Source organism: Paenibacillus sp. T2-29, from assembly GCF_052921365.1.
In genome coordinates this window covers 32,620-49,222 of record NZ_JBREVE010000012.1, presented here as the reverse complement: position 1 = coordinate 49,222, position 16,603 = coordinate 32,620, and the positions used below count along the sequence as shown (strand labels likewise).

The 16,603-nt window shown below is 46.5% G+C and carries 13 protein-coding genes and 2 pseudogenes; 4 read left to right on the top strand and 11 right to left on the bottom strand.

The window, feature by feature from the left end; genetic code table 11:
* Positions 1-172: 172 nt before the first annotated feature.
* Entirely contained in the window at positions 173-1,087 is a 915-nt protein-coding gene (locus tag ACU1JV_RS24245) for an AraC family transcriptional regulator (protein WP_013369328.1), read from the top strand.
* Positions 1,088-1,242: 155 nt separating this feature from the next.
* On the opposite strand, the pseudogene ACU1JV_RS24240 reads toward ACU1JV_RS24245, so the two are convergent.
* Positions 1,243-2,331 (bottom strand): annotated as a pseudogene (locus ACU1JV_RS24240) (site-2 protease family protein).
* A 334-nt stretch (positions 2,332-2,665) separates the two neighbouring features.
* Here ACU1JV_RS24240 and ACU1JV_RS24235 point away from each other — a divergent pair.
* Together ACU1JV_RS24235 and ACU1JV_RS24230 are read left to right on the top strand one after the other, a co-directional pair.
* Positions 2,666-3,616 carry a macrolide 2'-phosphotransferase gene (locus ACU1JV_RS24235; RefSeq protein ID WP_413987497.1) on the top strand — a complete coding sequence of 317 codons (951 nt, stop codon included), beginning with the start codon at positions 2,666-2,668 and terminating at the stop codon, positions 3,614-3,616.
* Positions 3,617-3,785: 169 nt separating this feature from the next.
* Positions 3,786-7,145, top strand: coding sequence for a DEAD/DEAH box helicase (locus tag ACU1JV_RS24230; RefSeq protein ID WP_446724692.1), 3,360 nt, complete (start codon positions 3,786-3,788; stop codon positions 7,143-7,145).
* A gap of 115 nt (positions 7,146-7,260) precedes the next feature.
* Here the strand turns inward: ACU1JV_RS24230 and ACU1JV_RS24225 are convergent, their stop codons facing one another.
* The 3 genes from ACU1JV_RS24225 to ACU1JV_RS24215 all read right to left on the bottom strand — a co-directional run bounded on the left by ACU1JV_RS24225 (position 7,261) and on the right by ACU1JV_RS24215 (position 9,375).
* Entirely contained in the window at positions 7,261-8,220 is a 960-nt protein-coding gene (locus ACU1JV_RS24225) for a ring-cleaving dioxygenase (protein ID WP_064961745.1), read from the bottom strand.
* A 38-nt stretch (positions 8,221-8,258) separates the two neighbouring features.
* Entirely contained in the window at positions 8,259-8,885 is a 627-nt protein-coding gene (locus tag ACU1JV_RS24220; RefSeq protein ID WP_025677994.1) for a nitroreductase family protein, read from the bottom strand.
* Positions 8,886-9,003: 118 nt separating this feature from the next.
* Entirely contained in the window at positions 9,004-9,375 is a 372-nt protein-coding gene (locus ACU1JV_RS24215) for an MmcQ/YjbR family DNA-binding protein (RefSeq protein WP_025677993.1), read from the bottom strand.
* 403 nt (positions 9,376-9,778) lie between these two features.
* On the opposite strand from ACU1JV_RS24215, the gene ACU1JV_RS24210 reads away from it, so the two are divergent.
* Positions 9,779-10,696 (top strand): ketopantoate reductase family protein, encoded by a 918-nt coding sequence (locus tag ACU1JV_RS24210; RefSeq protein ID WP_413987540.1) that lies wholly within the window; start codon positions 9,779-9,781, stop codon positions 10,694-10,696.
* 66 nt (positions 10,697-10,762) lie between these two features.
* On the opposite strand, the pseudogene ACU1JV_RS24205 reads toward ACU1JV_RS24210, so the two are convergent.
* The 7 genes and pseudogenes from ACU1JV_RS24205 to ACU1JV_RS24175 all read right to left on the bottom strand — a co-directional run bounded on the left by ACU1JV_RS24205 (position 10,763) and on the right by ACU1JV_RS24175 (position 16,533).
* Positions 10,763-11,322: pseudogene (locus ACU1JV_RS24205) on the bottom strand (NADPH-dependent FMN reductase).
* A 145-nt stretch (positions 11,323-11,467) separates the two neighbouring features.
* Positions 11,468-12,475, bottom strand: a complete 1,008-nt coding sequence (locus ACU1JV_RS24200) for an AI-2E family transporter (RefSeq protein WP_013369319.1) — start codon at positions 12,473-12,475, stop codon at positions 11,468-11,470.
* Between the two features lie 55 nt (positions 12,476-12,530).
* Complete coding sequence (gene psiE, locus ACU1JV_RS24195; protein WP_013369318.1) at positions 12,531-12,947, bottom strand: phosphate-starvation-inducible protein PsiE; 417 nt, start codon at positions 12,945-12,947, stop codon at positions 12,531-12,533.
* Between the two features lie 89 nt (positions 12,948-13,036).
* Positions 13,037-13,531 carry a DedA family protein gene (locus ACU1JV_RS24190; protein ID WP_013369317.1) on the bottom strand — a complete coding sequence of 165 codons (495 nt, stop codon included), beginning with the start codon at positions 13,529-13,531 and terminating at the stop codon, positions 13,037-13,039.
* 22 nt (positions 13,532-13,553) lie between these two features.
* On the bottom strand, positions 13,554-14,063 hold the full coding sequence (pssA, locus tag ACU1JV_RS24185) for a CDP-diacylglycerol--serine O-phosphatidyltransferase (RefSeq protein WP_025677988.1): 510 nt from the start codon (positions 14,061-14,063) through the stop codon (positions 13,554-13,556).
* Between the two features lie 23 nt (positions 14,064-14,086).
* The gene (locus ACU1JV_RS24180; RefSeq protein ID WP_040102176.1) at positions 14,087-15,856 is read right to left on the bottom strand and encodes a sensor histidine kinase; all 1,770 of its coding nucleotides are present in this window, start codon (positions 15,854-15,856) and stop codon (positions 14,087-14,089) included.
* On the bottom strand, positions 15,853-16,533 hold the full coding sequence (locus tag ACU1JV_RS24175; RefSeq protein WP_040102177.1) for a response regulator transcription factor: 681 nt from the start codon (positions 16,531-16,533) through the stop codon (positions 15,853-15,855). Before ACU1JV_RS24175 ends, ACU1JV_RS24180 begins: the two co-directional genes overlap by 4 nt.
* Positions 16,534-16,603 lie beyond the last annotated feature (70 nt).

Genomic DNA, 16,603 nt, shown 5'->3' with positions numbered 1-16,603 from the left:
AATGCTTCCTGATTACAATATGGTGCCGCTTTCAAAAATACTATATATAAACGATTTTTTATGTAAAAGCATGCATTACAGCACTTGTAAGCGCTCTTTTATTATAGATGAATGTTAGGTACAATGAGATTGTCTAAGCGGTGTAAAATTTGCCCTAATCGAAGGTGATCTGATGATATTAAATCCGGATGTTGATCCAGCTCTATTCCATGATTGCCAATGGCTACCCATTATTGACTGGAATGTGAAATTTTTTGGCGCTCATATTCATCGGGTCAAAGCGGATTGGTGCATGCCCGAGGAATCTCATATCGGTTTTGAAATTGCTCTCATTTTAGAAGGCCGTCAGGAAACGATAATGGAGAATAACGTATACTCGGTGGGAAAGGGCGATATTTTAATGATTCCACCAGGATTCAAGCATGTAACTCAGTGTGTATCCCCGGATGGAATGTATTATTTTAGCACCCATTTTAATGTTGATGATCCGCTGTTCCGTCAAGAAATGATTAAGAACAATCAGCTCTTTTTCCCGGCAGGCACTGAAACCAATACCAAGCTGCAAAAGGTGGTCCATAGCTGGATTAGCATGGTGCGGGAGAATGGAGAATATACGACAGCGGACCGCTTTCGCATGCAGATTGCTTTGTTCGAGCTATTCGGGATATTCTCGCAAATGATTTCTACGGGATTGGAGCCGAGAATTGCACCTTCATCCGTTCAATATGCCAAGGCCATTATGGAAGCAATTCAATCGAGGTTCAAGCCTTATCGGGGGGATGAATCTGGTGAGCAGACGTTCCGACTTGAAGATGTGGCGGCTTCCCTTGGGATCAGTCCAGGCTATGCGCAGGAAGTGTTCCGCAAGGTCTACGGCTATTCACCACGTCACTATCTATCGGAGACCAAGCTGCATGAGGCTAAGGTGCTGATCCAGCAACCCAATCTACCGCTAAACAAGGTAGCTTCCCTACTGGGATACTCCAGTCTGGCTCATTTCAGCAGACAGTTCAAGCGCTGGACAGGTACCAGCCCGCTAAAATACCGCCAGACGTTAAAACCGATTACGGATGAGCAAAGGAGCTAGACATAAGGAAGGATAACAATGGCTTCACTGCGTTAATCATATGAAAAAGAGCACGACACCGTATATTGCGGCTGTCGCGCTCTTTTTACTTTATTTTCTAATGAGTTTCATTGCCTTAATAATCTATATTGATGGTGAAGTTCCTATCCTGCGAATCATAGCCTGATATCTCCTATGTGCTGATGTACTACATACATCATCCCCATCAGGAATAAGGCCAATCCCAAGTACCCGATTCCGAATTTCCAGCGTGATGCAGCGGGTACTTCGTAATATTTATCATTTTCAAACGGAATGTAGTCAATCCCACACAGCAATCTGAGCTGATACGCATCCGGGGTCGGTATATGTTCTACACCGTTCAGCCATACATGCTGGACAAGACACTGCTGGGGCAGCAGAAGCGTATGCTCCACATCCAGACTTTCCATATATACCGTTACATATTGCTGCCCCTCCAGATCCGAGTAGGTATTAAAGGATAGTCTGCGCGTATGCTCCGGCCCAGGCAGCGGATATCCTTGCTCATACAAATGCTGTACGTCAACCAGCGGCTTCTGTAATAACGATTGAACCTTGACGTCTTTTTTATTGCGTTTGACATATTTTTTGTATAGATCATAGGCAAATAATGCCCAAATAAAGAAAAATAAAATGGATTTCAAATACACAATCACTACAATCCCACCCAATAGGCCCACCAGCCATAACCAGCGTGTCACTGCTGTAGAAATCCGTCCTCCATCGAGCGGATGAATCGGCAGTAAATTGATCAGGTTCAGGAAAAAACCGATATATGCTAGTGCATACAAAAGTGGACTGTCTGTTGCTTACGCTCCTGCGTATACTGCCATAGCCCCAACTGTCCCCAATAACGGGCCGCCCATGGCTACGTAAGCCTCTGTCTGGGCATCCAAAGGATGGCGTTTCATGGTGATTAACGCACCGAGAAAAGGAATAAATAACGGTGTCGACACCGGAAGCCCCTTGCGTTTGGCAGCTAATACATGCCCCAGCTCATGCACAAATAACAGCAACACGAACCCAACCGCAAATCCCCACGGGTATATGATCGCATACGTGCCAATCGTAAATGCCATAGAGATCAGCGCGCCGCCAAATTTACTGAATTTTAAAAGGGCAAGTAACGATTTGCCTTTCAGCAGGAGCAATGCTGCTGCACTACCAAGATACCATTTGGATGAGCCGGATTTGGAATCGGTTTTATTGTCTTCTTTTTGCAAAATTATCCGTCTCCTTTCTCTAATACTTCCATTGTATCTTGCAATGTGCAGGTTGTAAAAACTTCTCTAACTCACAGATAAGCGAACTGGGGAAGCTATGTACATTATTCCGTATATTGTAGACATCCTCGAATGTCGGATGGTATATTGGTGCTGGGTTAGATACCCTATTTTGTAAAAGGAGGTTTGCTCATTCATGTGTACTCACTACATGCGTCTCAGATAAAAGGATAGACTTCTCCATGAAGCTCAACCTGTTTTTCACATGAAGGGTTGACGCTTGTTTAAGTTGTCTTTTTTTAAGACTAAATCTGAACAATGAGGTGTGTTTCATATGACTGAAAACCGTCCCTTGACTAACTCAAAAGATGTTAGCGATATATTGGCCCTTGCCCAAAGCAACGGGCTTCACATACGACATGAAGGATTGGAGCTCAACGAGTCCGGGCTGGATTTCCGGGCCCTATTCGCCAAAGACGTTCAGGGTACCCCTTGGGTTCTACGTACACCGCGACGAATAGATGTGATCCAATCAGCCGCTTACGAGCACAAAGTGCTTCGGTTGATTCGTGATACGCTACCTGTAGCGGTACCGGATTGGCAGGTATATAGTCCAGAGTTCATCGCCTATCCTCAGCTGGAGGGCACACCTGCCGCTACTATTGATATGGAAACAAAAAGCTATGTATGGTTCATCAACCCTGATGCTCTGACAGATAGATTCGTTGCTTCGCTCGCTAAAGCCTTAGCCGCGTTGCACCAGACGGATCACCGACGGGCAGCCGATTTCGGTGTCCGCGTAAAGCAACACGACGAAGTTCGGCACTTAATGGGTCAGCGAATGGAAGAAACACAGCGCGTCTTTGGTGTATCCGGGGAGCTGTGGCAACGATGGCAGGCCTGGCTGGCAGATGATAGCTACTGGCCGGAATATTCCGCACTTGTCCACGGCGATCTGCACCCAGGCCATATTCTAGTCTCATCGAATACAGAGGTTACTGGAATGCTGGACTGGACCGAGGCCGAAGTAGCTGATCCAGCGATTGATTTTACGAGTTACTATACTTTGTTCGGAGAAGTAGAGCTTGCTCGTCTATTGAAGTTTTACAAGGCAGCAGGCGGACGTGTATGGCCGCGTATGAGCGAACACATCATTGAACTGACCGCGGCTTACCCTGTGCTTATCGCCGAATTCGCCCTCAAATCCGGACTAGATGAATATATGGAGATGGCACGTAACGCGCTGGGTGTTCATAAGCAAGAAGAAGGACTGCCCGACATATAATATAGCTGTAGCCACCTGGCAGACTTTGGTTCAATGACAGACCAAGGCCTGCTTTTTTTCTGTCCTCTCTCCTTGTTCGTAAAATTACATTCCGTACTCAAGTGTCTTTCCCCCTGTCTGTTCTGTTATCATGTAGAAAACGGAATAACTCAGGAAAGGATTACGAACCATGAGTTTTGAACTTACCCGGCGAGCGATCAGACAACTATGCAGTCAATCTGCTTACGACGACGGGGATGCCTATTACCGGGCCAAAAAGGTGGCCTTTACACAGATAGATCATAATGAAGGTGTGTATGAAGCTACAGTCAAAGGAAGCGGCTTTTATGCTGTTGCTGCGATGATCCGGCCCAACGGCAGTATCCGCGCGGAATGCACATGTAGCTCATTTCAGACCACCGGACGTTATTGCAAACATATTGCCGCTGTTCTCCTAAATGCCTATGATATGCGACGTGGGAAAAGTGTGTCCGCACGTTCCTATGTCTCCAGACTTCATCCCGGCCCTGCCCCAGATCCAGCGGGAAGCATGGGTGCAGACGGGATGTCTACAGATGCCCCAAATGAGCACACTGCCAGAACAGCACGATCCTCAGGCATCACACAAGGGGATCTCCAGCTGACCGACAGTATGTTAAAACTATTCGACCGCAAGAGACCACTTCGCAGCACACCTGCGCTGCTGGATACTCGCACGATCTTGGATTTTCAATTTGTCATCCGGCCTTTTGCCTACGGTTACCAAAAATATATGTTCGGATTGGAAATGAAGGCTGGACCCAAACGATTATACATCGTTCAGAAAATCCGCCCGTTTCTGGATAGTATTGACCGTGGGGATAGCTACATGTTCACGAAAAGCTTCTCTTACGAGCCGGAGCTGTACCGCTTCCGAGCTGAACATGACGCTATCCTCCAGCAATTATCTCAGGTGTGCCACCAGGAGCGCATGATTCGGGAAACCTCTGGTACGTATTCAGCCTCCGGCAGTCATATGAGTGGTGAGCGAATGCTTCTCATCCCGCCCGCGGCCTGGGATAGGCTGCTCCCCTTGCTGACAGCAGCACAGGGCGTCTACTTTGAAATTCACGGAGACATGAGCGAAGGTATCCCCCAATCCGACCTGATGCTTCCGCTGCAATTTGAATTTGATGAGACCGAAGCCACAAGTGAAGGCTACCAGCTAAGTATTCAAGGACTAGATGACTTGACCATCATGGAGGACTACGGTGTCGTCATTGCCGATGGCAAGCTTGTCAAGCAGAAGGCTGATTCCTTACGGCGTTTGTCCGAGCTTAAACGGATGGTCGAAGTACATCACAGACGAGCAGTCCAGATTGCACCAGAACAGATGGAATCATTTATGGATAAGGTCGTGCCCGGGTTAATGAAGCTTGGACGTGTCCATATGACACGTGCTGTCTCAGATCGGGTCGCCCAGCATCCGTTGAAGGCCAAACTGTATCTGGACCGGGTAAGAGACAAGCTGCTGGCAGGACTGGAATTCCAATATGGAGACATCATCATCAACCCGTTGGAAACAGATGCTCGAACGCCAGGTAACGATCGTATTCTGATACGTGATGGGGAACAGGAGCAGCGGATTTTGGAACTGATGGAGCATAGCTCCTTCGCCAGAACAGACAGCGGATATTTTATGGAAGATGAAGATGCAGAGTATGACTTTTTGTACCATACTGTTCCGCAACTGGAAAAGCTACTGGACGTCTATGCCACAGGTGCAGTCAAAGCGAAAATCAATAATACGCTACCTGTCCCAAGAATACGAGCGGAATGGGACGAACGTACAGATTGGCTTGAATTTAAATTTGATATTGAGGGTATACCAGAATCGGAAATTCGCAAGCTGCTCCAATCGCTGGAAGAAAAACAGAGATATCACCGTCTGCCGAATGGCGCCTTGCTACCGCTAGAAACAGAGGAGTACAAGGAGTTAATTCGGTTCATGAACGAAACAGGTATCCGCAAAAGCGATCTGGATGCAGCGCAAATTCGGATCCCAGTCACACAGGGGCTGTACTTGATTGATCCTCACGATCATGTGGAAAATCTGACCTTGGGTAAAACCTTTCGCCAGCTGCTAGAAAATATACGCAATCCTGATCATCTTGACTTTCCCGTACCCGTCACGCTCGCCCCAATCTTAAGAGATTATCAGGTCTACGGTTTTCAATGGCTTAAGACCTTGGCACATTACCGTTTTGGGGGCATTTTGGCAGATGATATGGGGCTGGGCAAAACGCTGCAAAGCATTGCCTTCCTCGTCTCTGTATTGCCGGAGATTCGCAGTCAACAGCTTCCAGCCATGATTGTGTCCCCTGCATCACTGGTGTACAATTGGCGGAATGAACTGGAGAAATTCGCCCCGCATATCCGCGTCACTATTGCCGATGGCAGCCCGGAGGAGCGAGGCCGGATTATACGGGATGGCGCCAGTTATGACGTCATTATTACATCCTATCCGCTGCTACGGCGCGATGCAGAGGTGTACAGCAAGCCATCGTTTCATACGCTTATTCTGGACGAGGCGCAAGCGTTCAAGAATCATGCCACCCAGACGGCACAGGCAGTTAAGGATGTACAAGCCCGTTACCGCTTTGCCCTGACAGGAACGCCTATCGAGAATACGTTGGAAGAACTATGGTCCATCTTCGACGTTGTATTTCCTGAGCTATTTCCCGGCGGAAAAAGAGCGTTTCACAACCTGCCTCGCAATGTGATTGCCAAGCGGGTTCGTCCGTTCCTGCTGCGCCGTCTGAAGAGCGATGTTCTTAAGGAACTGCCGGAAAAAATCGAATCCGTGCAGGTATCACGGCTTCTGCCGGATCAGAAAAAGTTGTACACGGCTTATCTGGCCAAGCTACAGCATGAAACGTTGAAGCATCTCAACGAAGAAGGATTTCAGAAAAACCGGATCAAAATTCTAGCAGGTCTGACCCGGCTTCGTCAGCTCTGCTGTCATCCGGGCTTATTCATAGAAGGATATACGGGAAGCTCGGCCAAATTTGAACAACTGCTGGAGATTATTACGGAATGTCTCGGCTCCGGGAAGCGGATGCTCATTTTCTCACAGTTCACTACGATGCTTCAAATGGTCGGACGCGAGCTTTCCCGTGAAGGGATTCCCTACTTTTACCTGGATGGACAGACTCCTGCCCCCGAACGAGTCGAGCTGTGCAGTCGCTTCAACGAAGGAGAACGCGAGCTGTTCCTGATTTCCCTCAAGGCAGGAGGTACGGGTCTGAACCTCACCGGCGCAGATACCGTCATTCTATATGACCTGTGGTGGAATCCCGCTGTAGAGGAGCAGGCTACCAACCGTGCACACCGAATGGGCCAGAAAAAAGTTGTGCAGGTTATTCGGCTCGTCGCCCAAGGTACGGTAGAGGACAAAATGTATGAGCTACAGCAAAAAAAGAAAAACCTGATCGACCAGGTCATTCAACCGGGGCAAGAAAGCCTTTCAGCACTGACCGAGCTAGAAATTCGTGAGCTGCTCATGATCTAACCAGCTCTTCCACGCTTATTTTTACGATACTGACACTTCAGAACCCAAAAGGTCCAATGAGGGTGGAAATCTTCCCGCATTGGACCTTTTAATGTTCCATATGTGATTGTCCTGCTCAAACCGATTCATCCTGTTTGAGCACTCTAGGCTCAATGGGAACCAGATTAGATTCAATCTGGGCGCGCTGAGGCTCATACCATTCAGGCAGCATCAGCTTGTGCCCCAATTCATTCAATTCCTCATCCACCGTAAATCCGGGCGGATCGGTTGCGATCTCGAATAATATACCGCCTTGCTCGCGGAAGTATACGGCATTGAAGTATTGGCGATCTACAATGCCACTCGTCCCAAAACCATGCTGACGAACCCATTCATTCCACGCCTGATGTTCTGTATCATCCTGCGCGCGCCACGCAATATGGTGAACCGTACCGGCGCCGCCGTTCCCCCACGGTACATCCTTGACTGGAATATCGATCAGGTTGCCCAAATCCCCAGTCGTCTGATAACGGATATAGCCCGCATCTGCGTCTTCACCGATGGGAGTCATGCCCAGAACATTCTCCAGCACGCCTTGGGTGTGCTTGGAATCCGCACTGTAGAGCACTGCTCCTCCAAAGCCTTTGATCGCTTTATCTGTAGGCACGCCTCCGGCTGTCCACGTGTTCACCGGGCCTTCCTCGCGCTCCACCAGTTCCAGATGCAAGCCCTCATTGTCTCGGAACTGGATGAATGACTCGCCAAAGCGAGTAGCCTTCGTGAAGGATACCTTCAAGCTGTGCAGACGGTTTTCCCAGTAATCCAGCGAGCCCAGCGGCACGACATACGTCGTAATCCCGACTTGCCCACCTCCAATTTTACCCTTGCGTGTACCCGGAGCCGGAAAAAAGGTAATGATCGTTCCCGGGCTGCCTTCTTCATTCCCAAAATACAAGTGATATACTTCTGGAGCGTCAAAGTTAATTGTCTTTTTGATCAATCTCAAACCAAGCACACCTGCATAAAAGTCAACATTGCCCTGCGGATCGCCTGCAAAGGACGTAATATGGTGAATTCCAGCGGTTTTCAAAGACATCTCAGTCACTCCTTAATGAACATGATGATTTACAAATTTCAAAATCCATTGTAGCTAACAAACTGTCCAACCGGCTTGCGATATCCTCTTGCCCGCTGACCTGATTCGTCCTCTTTTCCCAAGGTGATCATCATCACGGGTACAAATTGCTCTGGGATATTCAGTACTTCCTGCACCTTCGCCGGGTCAAAACCGATCATCGGACAAGTATCCCAGCCTTTGTCCTTGGCAATCAACATAAATTGCATAGCCGACAGGCTGGCATTACGAATTGCTTCTTCTCTCTGGAAGACAGGTCCCCGCTCGCGATAAAACTGAGTTACCGATTCTACTGTGCTATCATATTCCTGCTTGCTCAGAACACCCAAATTCAGGAACCCTTCGTTGAGGTCAGCTACCTTGGTATAAGCCTCTGTATCACCCAGCACTATAATGGTGGCCGAAGCAGTTAATATTTTATACTGCTTACTTGCCTCATCATGCAGCCTTTGTTTGATTTCTGCATCCTGCACTACGATGTAACGCGCATGCTGTAAATTAAAAGCCGATGGAGCGAACTTCACCAGCTGAAATATCTCTTCCAGTTCTTTTGCATCTATAGTAACATCAGGAATAAATTTAGAAGCCGATCTTCTCTCTTGAATAACATTCACCAGTTCGCTCATATTCAGGTCCACTCCTTGATATTATTTTCAAATAAATTATCTTTAAATTAAGAATATATCTTTAGTTGTTTTCTGTCAAGTAAAACTGTAAAAGTGTTATGTACGGGCTTACCACCCTTTACAGATCCGTTGACCGTATCCTCATCGTAATCGCTTCGCGTTGCGCTTTGGTTAAGCCCTTGAAGACCAGCTCATACGAATGATCGATCATGCTGTACAAATCCTCCAAAGGGAAGCTGTTATCAACCTCTATCGTATTCCAATGCTTTTTGTTCAAATGATAGCCTGGTTTAATGGCCTTGTTCTGCTCACGCAGGTTTTCTGCAATGACCGGGTCACATTTCAAGGATACGTGGCTAATGCCATCTTTTTCAGTCAGGAGAGCAAACATCTTGCCCCCTACCTTTAGTACCAGGGGATCAGCACCAAATGGATAATCCTTAACAGCCTCTTTTTGACTCAGACCATACGCTACAATTTGCTCAAACATCAGCCTTCTCTCCTCTGCTCCAAGTTATCGGTCTATAAACCTATTGCGCCCTATTATATCACCTCTATACGCTCCATATACACTAGGTTCGTGCTTTATGGATACCATCACACACACGCTGTTCGGATTGGATTTATATGGGACAGGAACCCTATATTCTGGTATACTTCCCTGAGAGGCTGTATCGATATATTCGAACGGTACTCTGGTAAGATGCAATTTAATAAGTATAAGTGTGAGCCTATGGAGGTGAACTCGTTGGATTTTGCTCTGATCCGAAAGGACCGAGACAAAAGAACGGTCGCAAATTGACTCTTTTTTTGCCTTTCGGACCTTTTCAGCAATGTGCTGGAAGGTTTTTTTGTTTTTCAAAAACTAAGTTAGGAAAGGCAGGGACCCTATGATGCGGTTTCTAGTTGTGGGTGCAGGTGCTATTGGAGGCTATTTCGGGGGACGTCTGGTTCAAAAGGGAGAAGATGTGACCTTTCTCGTCCGCCCTTCCAAGAAGCTTCATTTGGCAGAAAACGGTCTTACGATTCAAAGTGTGCACGGAGATTTTCAGACACCGATCCAGGCTATTACCTATGGTGAAGCTACTGAGCCATTTGACTGTATTATTCTCGCGGTCAAAGCGTACCATCTGCCTCTGTTGCAGCCCGATCTAGCGCCTTATATCAGTAAAAATACAATGATTCTTCCGTTACTTAACGGTTATGAACATTTTGGATCTTTACGCGAATATTTCGGAGCTGAAAAAGTGCTGGGTGGGCTTTGTTCTATTGAAACGACGTTAAATCACAAAGGCTCTATCGTTCAGACAAGCCCGTTCCACCGCATTGTTTTTGGTGAATGGGATGGAGGAAACTCAGAGCGGGCGCAACTACTATGTAGCCATCTTGATCATGCAGGCTTCACAGTCACACACAGTCATGACATTCAGCGTGAAATTTGGCAGAAGTATATATTTATTGCCAGCATGAGCGGAATCACAACCCTAATGGGTACCTCCGTCGGACCTATACTCGCCACGCCCGAATCGCGTGCAATCTATGAAAAGCTACTGCATGAGATCGTCACAATCGCACGCAATGCAGATATGCCTATTCATTCAGAAATGGAAGCACATACGCTAAAAACGATGGATTCCTTAAAGCCTGAGATGATGTCTTCTATGCAACGTGATATGCAGAAAAATCTACCGGTTGAAGCAAGCCATCTGCATGGTGCACTTCTGGCATTGGCTTCTAACAGTAATATTTCATATCCGATACTTGAAACGGTGTATGCCCGCTTAAAGGTCTATGAGAGCTTATTGAATTGAATACGAAGTAGGTGGCCATCCGAAAAAGCAGATCCTTCTATAATGAAGGATCTGCTTTGAATTTCCCTATACCTTTCCTCGGCAAACTTGCTCAAGCCCTTGAAGTAATGCTTCCAGCTCCTGTCTAGTTTCAGCATTTGTAATGATGCCTTCTTGATTCAGCTTCAATGTGATATGCGGAATAATGACCTTTCCATTTTCCACAATCTCTGCATTGATCATTTGCATGTGAGCAGCAGCGAAGCATGAGCCAGATTGCCGCCCATAGGGGACGGTGAAGCGCTAATGACCGCTGTAGGCTTGTTTACAAATTCACCTGAAGATACGAGCCAGTCCAAGGCATTTTTCAAAGTACCCGGCACACCATTCCCATATTCAGGCGTACAGATCAGCACTCCATCGGCTTGTTTCAATTGCTCCCGTAGCTCTCTTACGGAAGCTGGCCCCTCCTCTACATCCAAGTCAGGATTAAAATGGGGCAGATCCCCCAATCCATCATAAACTATGAATGATATATTTTCAGAAGCCAATCCAATAGTAGCCTTCATAAGCGCGGTGTTGGAAGACTTTTGACGAAGGCTCCCCGATATAGCCAATACCTTAATCTTTTGTTCCATCCTTATCATCTCGTTTCTTTTCACTTGATCTAATCTTGATACTCAGTGTACTACAGTCAACGCCAGGAAAATCAAAAAAAATGCCTGCGGCTTCGCAGGCATTCGTGATGAAGAATCCATAGTCACTACTATGTTCGTATCTGTCGTGAATATATTAGGTATCCTTCTCTTGCTTGCGTTGTACTCCAATCAAGTCAAGGAAGAAGACAAACAACGGAATACCTACAATCAAGCCCCACACCCCAATTAGATGCTCAGAGAAGATCAATACAACAAAGGTGAAGAAGATCGGTAAATTGGTTTTGGATGACATCAGCTTCGGATTCAGGAAATAGGCTTCAATCGCATGAATAACTACGATCAGAATAACCAAGTAAATCACATAATTGATTCCTCCGACGCTAAAAGCAATCAGACCGAGCGGGATCAGGGAAATAAATACGCCCGCCACTGGCACCAACCCCAACAAGAATATAATGAGCGCGAGGCCGAGCAGATTGGGAAAACCCATAATCCAAAGAGCTGTCGTCGTCAATATACAGTTAATGAGTGAAATTAATAGTTGAGCTTCCAGCACCTTCCCGAATGTACCCAGAAACATGCGTCCAAAATGGCCCACTTCCTTGAAGAACCAACCCAGCTTACTATCCACAAACGTAGCTGTAAAGCGTGTAATATAGGATTTTTCCATCAGGAAGAACAAACTCAAAATAATCGATACCAGCAGTTGTGTTCCCAGTTGGCTGATTTTCATTACCGCATTCCAGCCAGGCTCAAATAACCGCTGAACATTAAGCGTGTCCATAAATTCAATAATCGTTTCGTTCCATTGGTTACGATCAGGATACATGTAGGCTTGCTGAATCATGAGATACACCTGCTTGACCTGTACGCTGATTAGCGGCACCATTCGGTAAACTCCCCACACGATAATCAGGATCAGCAACCCGTATACCAGTAGCAGCACGATCATAGGCGGCACATTGGCGAACCGCTTGATCAGCTTATTCACACCGTTATATATACTGCCAATCAAGATCGTAAGCAACAGTGTTAACAAAATAATATTCATCATGCTTCTTAACATAAAGAGCAGTAAAACGATTATCGCAAGGACAGCTGCCCGCCTGACGCCTGCATGATTCATCCAGTTTCTTACCATTCGTCTTTATTCCCTCTCTCCTACTTGACTGTCACCCTTGCAATCTTCCTCGGCATTAACTTTCTCTCTTTAATAATTTACTGTTAGCAATCAATAGAGAACCTACCATGACTAGGATAGCAATGGACCACCAGAATGTATTTTGAGCATCATCATGGTCCACAATAATGAGCCTGATGACGGCCGTAATCCCAATATAGATGAAATAACGTAATGGAAAATGAAAATTGGTTTTAAAGTACTTAACTATTAATGCAATGAATTCAAAATACAAGAAGAATACAAGCAGTTCTTCCGTGAATTCATAGTAATTTTTGTCGGCTTCTGTATACAAGAACACATATGAAAATATGGACCATGTTTCTTTTAGAAGTAAGAAGCTTAAAATCAGCCCGACCAGAAACAGCGAGATGTTCAAGATTATTTGCAGAAAACCAGGTAACTTTTCAATATACTTCATTAGTGCATTCAATACAGATCCCCTCACTGGTTGTACAGGTTCTTTTATATTATATTATCGGTGCAATACATGAAAAATGCTACATTACTTTTGCGGTCACCTTAATGAAAATTTATATTCGCCCCCGCAATGTAACCAATAGAGATAAAGATCAGTGTCCATACCAGAGAACCGGCGCTGGCCACCAGCATATATTTTCGGACAGGCATCGCGCTAATCCCCGACAAATAGCTTGTTGCATGTCTGACTCCTGGAATAAAATAACCGAACAAAATGGTCCACAACCCAAAGCGTGCAAACCATCCTTTTACCCGTGCAAACCGCTTCGGTGTCAGTCCCACCCACTTGCCGTGCTTATCTACCAATGGCTGACCCAGCTTTTTGCCTAGCGTGTAACTGATCATCATCCCTGTCATCGCCCCAATGAAACTGACTAATATAGATAGGGAATAATTCAGTACCATGATAGAAGATAGATAGCCGACAAACACCATAATAATTTCATCAGGAACGGGTAGCCCTATAATTCCAAGGGCAAGAAGTGCAAAAATAGCGATATATCCGTATTGTGTAATCATGCTGATGGCCCATTCCATAGGGACGCCACCTCCTGACCGATTATTTTTTGAAGGACGGGAAGGGAATACGGCTAACCATTAGGAATGACAGCACTACCATGAGAGCCAGCAACAACCCCGGCTTCAAATGCTCACTCCATAAAAACATAAAGGACAAAATCACACCTGCGGCCGTAATGGGCATGCCCACAAAGCCTTTGCTAAAAGCCATCAGGTTGAATCTTGCCAACCTCACCGCACCGCATATCACAAACAACACAGCTACAAGCGGTCCTATCCAATGAGTATCTCCCAGCTTGTATAACAAGATCAAGAAAGCAGGGGCAACCCCAAATGAGACCACATCCGCCAGCGAATCAAGCTGTTTGCCAAAATCACTGGAGCAATGCAGCAGCCTTGCCAGCAAACCGTCTAATACATCCCATAAAGCAGCCACCACCACAAGAATAAAAGCGGTCATGTATTGCTCATGAATCGTGAAATACAGGGATAAGACCCCTGCCCCCAGGTTTGCAATCGTGCATAGTGAGGGCAACCAATTCCATTTCATACTCTTAACTCCTTTGCCGTAGCTTAGCCTCCGAATATAACGACAAAACGGACGCCGTCCTTGGTATTCTCCGCCTTATAGCGGAATTCGTGTAAATCGAGAATTCGTTTAACGATCGATAGCCCGAGTCCTGTCCCACCTGTCTGACGGCTACGGGAGAGCTCGGCCCGGTAAAAACGATTCCATATCAGCTCCAACTGATCGTCTGGGATGGTCTCACCCTTATTTTCAATGGAAAACGTATTTACTTCCCCAGAGCCTTCGATACGAATCGTGATGGAGCTTCCTTCCTCGGCATGCCGTATGGCGTTGACAACAAAGTTGATAATCACCTGTTCCATCCATCCTATATCGGCATGAATCGGCAGCTCATTGGCAGGAATAATAACCACTTCCAGCTTCTTCTCCTTCAACAGATGGAATAGCTTATCCACAACCTCCTCCACCAGCTCACTCAGGATAAAGGTCGCCTTGCGAAGCTTGAGGGTTCCAGACTCCAATTTGGCAAGGTCTAGCATATCCTTGACCAATCGCTCCATTTTGTCCGCTTCCTCTACAATGACCTTCATATAATGATCCTGCTTCCCCGCGCTAACCCCATCTTGTAGTCCTTCTGCGAATCCCTTGATGATACTTAACGGGGTTTTCAGCTCATGAGAAGCATTGGCAAAAAAGTCTTGTTGCACAGCCTCCATCCTCTGCTTCTGTTCCATGTCCTCGACCAATTGCTGATTGGCCTCCTGAAGCTCGCGCAAAGCTGTGTCCAGGTTCTGGGACAGGGTATACATGCTGTAGGACAGGCTGCCCAGCTCATCATTTTGCCGGATTGGCGTATGGGCTGTAAAATCGAGCTTGGCCATCCGCTTGGCGGTATTATTCAAAGTAATGAGCGGACGGGTTACCATTCGGGAATAGAACAGGGACAAAATCAGAATGAGTGCAAAACCGCCGATCCCCAGGTACAGATAAAACCAGCGTAGAGCCTCATTCGTCTCACTGATTTCCTGCAACGATGTCACAGTGAACAAGAGATCGATCTCGCCTGTGCTCTGACGAACAGGATGGACGATAACTGCATTTCGTACCCCTGTCCAAGGTTCTGTCCAATCTTCTTCCAACACTTCAAAATTTTTGAGTCTCTCCAGATGATCCTGGGATAAAGGAAACCATTCCTCCAGCGCACTAAACAGCAGGCCTTGACGCTGGCTCCAGGTTTTCAGATCCGGCAGTACAATCTCTGTCACCGTACCGGACAGCCTTACATTGTCATTTGTGCTTGTCTCTTCCGAGTTTGAACCTATATTTTTGAAACCGAGCTTCTGTATGCCTGTTGGGTAAATTAAATTGGCAGAAGAGATTCCGTCAGATCCCAACATCTCACCTTCCACAGTGACCTGATCACCAGGCTGAATCCGGGCAGCTCTCAGCTCATCTCCGTGCTCACTCATAAATAGAGACAGCGATATTTTAACGACTTTACCATCTGCTTTTCTGAGACTGATATGAAACGCATCATCCAGCTTTACTTTGCCGTCCAACGTTACAATCGCCAACTGGTTTTTATTCTGAAGCATGAAGCGGGCCGCCTCACGCGAAACCCTGCCCGATCCCCAAGCCTCCTGGACATAACTTTGACCGAAGCTTTGCAAACGGCTTTCCACACGCCCAATCTTCTGTTTCTGATAAAAATTTTCAAAAAACAGCAGCTGACTTAAAATCACCATACCGTAAAAACACAGGAAAAACACAACTGTCATAATGAACAACTTAAAGGTAACTCCCCGTTTGTTCATTCTTCCTCCTCGAACCTGTAGCCTGTGCCAAAAACCGTGCGAATATGGCGTGATTCACGGCCCAGCTTACTTCTCAGCTTTTTGATATGCGTATCGACAACTCGTGTATCCCCTTCAAAATCGATACCCCACACCCGGTTCAGTATCGCATCCCGTGAAACTACGATGCCTTTATTATGTATAAGCAGCCGCAGCAACTCATACTCCTTGGGCGTCAGTTCAACTTCCGCCTGATCCACTTCAAGCCGATGAGCCATCGTGTTGAGCATAGCACTGCCGAACCGCAAAATATGCGACTCCGGCTGCACATGCCCCTCCACCCGTTTCATCAGCGCGTTCGCGCGGGCAATCAGCACCTTGGGACTGAAAGGCTTGGTCACGTAGTCATCTGCCCCCAGCTCAAAGCCCAATATTTTATCATCATCACCGGATTTGGCCGTCAGCAAAATAATCGGTACCCCTGAACGGCTGCGTACCTGACGGCATACTTCCCAGCCATCCAGCTCAGGCATCATAATATCGAGTATAATTAGTTCCGGTTGCACCGAATCGAACCAGAGGAGTGCATCTTTTCCATTGCCTGCTTCATAGACTTCCCAATTATTTTGTTTAAAATAATCCGCAATCACTTCACGAATACGTATTTCATCCTCCACGAGAAGAACTCTTTTATTCAAATCGACTTCCCTCTTTCGGTCATTCTAGGACAACAGCATATCAAAGAGATGTGTACTTTATGTGTTCTCA

Bases quoted from the DNA above. Each gene is read 5' to 3' on its own strand.
- ACU1JV_RS24245 (WP_013369328.1), top strand. From the start codon at position 173: ATGATATTAAATCCGGATGTTGATCCAGCTCTATTCCATGATTGCCAA.
- ACU1JV_RS24235 (WP_413987497.1), top strand. From the start codon at position 2,666: ATGACTGAAAACCGTCCCTTGACTAACTCAAAAGATGTTAGCGATATA.
- ACU1JV_RS24230 (WP_446724692.1), top strand. From the start codon at position 3,786: ATGAGTTTTGAACTTACCCGGCGAGCGATCAGACAACTATGCAGTCAA.
- ACU1JV_RS24225 (WP_064961745.1), bottom strand. From the start codon at position 8,220: ATGTCTTTGAAAACCGCTGGAATTCACCATATTACGTCCTTTGCAGGC.
- ACU1JV_RS24220 (WP_025677994.1), bottom strand. From the start codon at position 8,885: ATGAGCGAACTGGTGAATGTTATTCAAGAGAGAAGATCGGCTTCTAAA.
- ACU1JV_RS24215 (WP_025677993.1), bottom strand. From the start codon at position 9,375: ATGTTTGAGCAAATTGTAGCGTATGGTCTGAGTCAAAAAGAGGCTGTT.
- ACU1JV_RS24210 (WP_413987540.1), top strand. From the start codon at position 9,779: ATGCGGTTTCTAGTTGTGGGTGCAGGTGCTATTGGAGGCTATTTCGGG.
- ACU1JV_RS24200 (WP_013369319.1), bottom strand. From the start codon at position 12,475: ATGGTAAGAAACTGGATGAATCATGCAGGCGTCAGGCGGGCAGCTGTC.
- ACU1JV_RS24190 (WP_013369317.1), bottom strand. From the start codon at position 13,531: ATGGAATGGGCCATCAGCATGATTACACAATACGGATATATCGCTATT.
- pssA (WP_025677988.1), bottom strand. From the start codon at position 14,063: ATGAAATGGAATTGGTTGCCCTCACTATGCACGATTGCAAACCTGGGG.
- ACU1JV_RS24180 (WP_040102176.1), bottom strand. From the start codon at position 15,856: ATGAACAAACGGGGAGTTACCTTTAAGTTGTTCATTATGACAGTTGTG.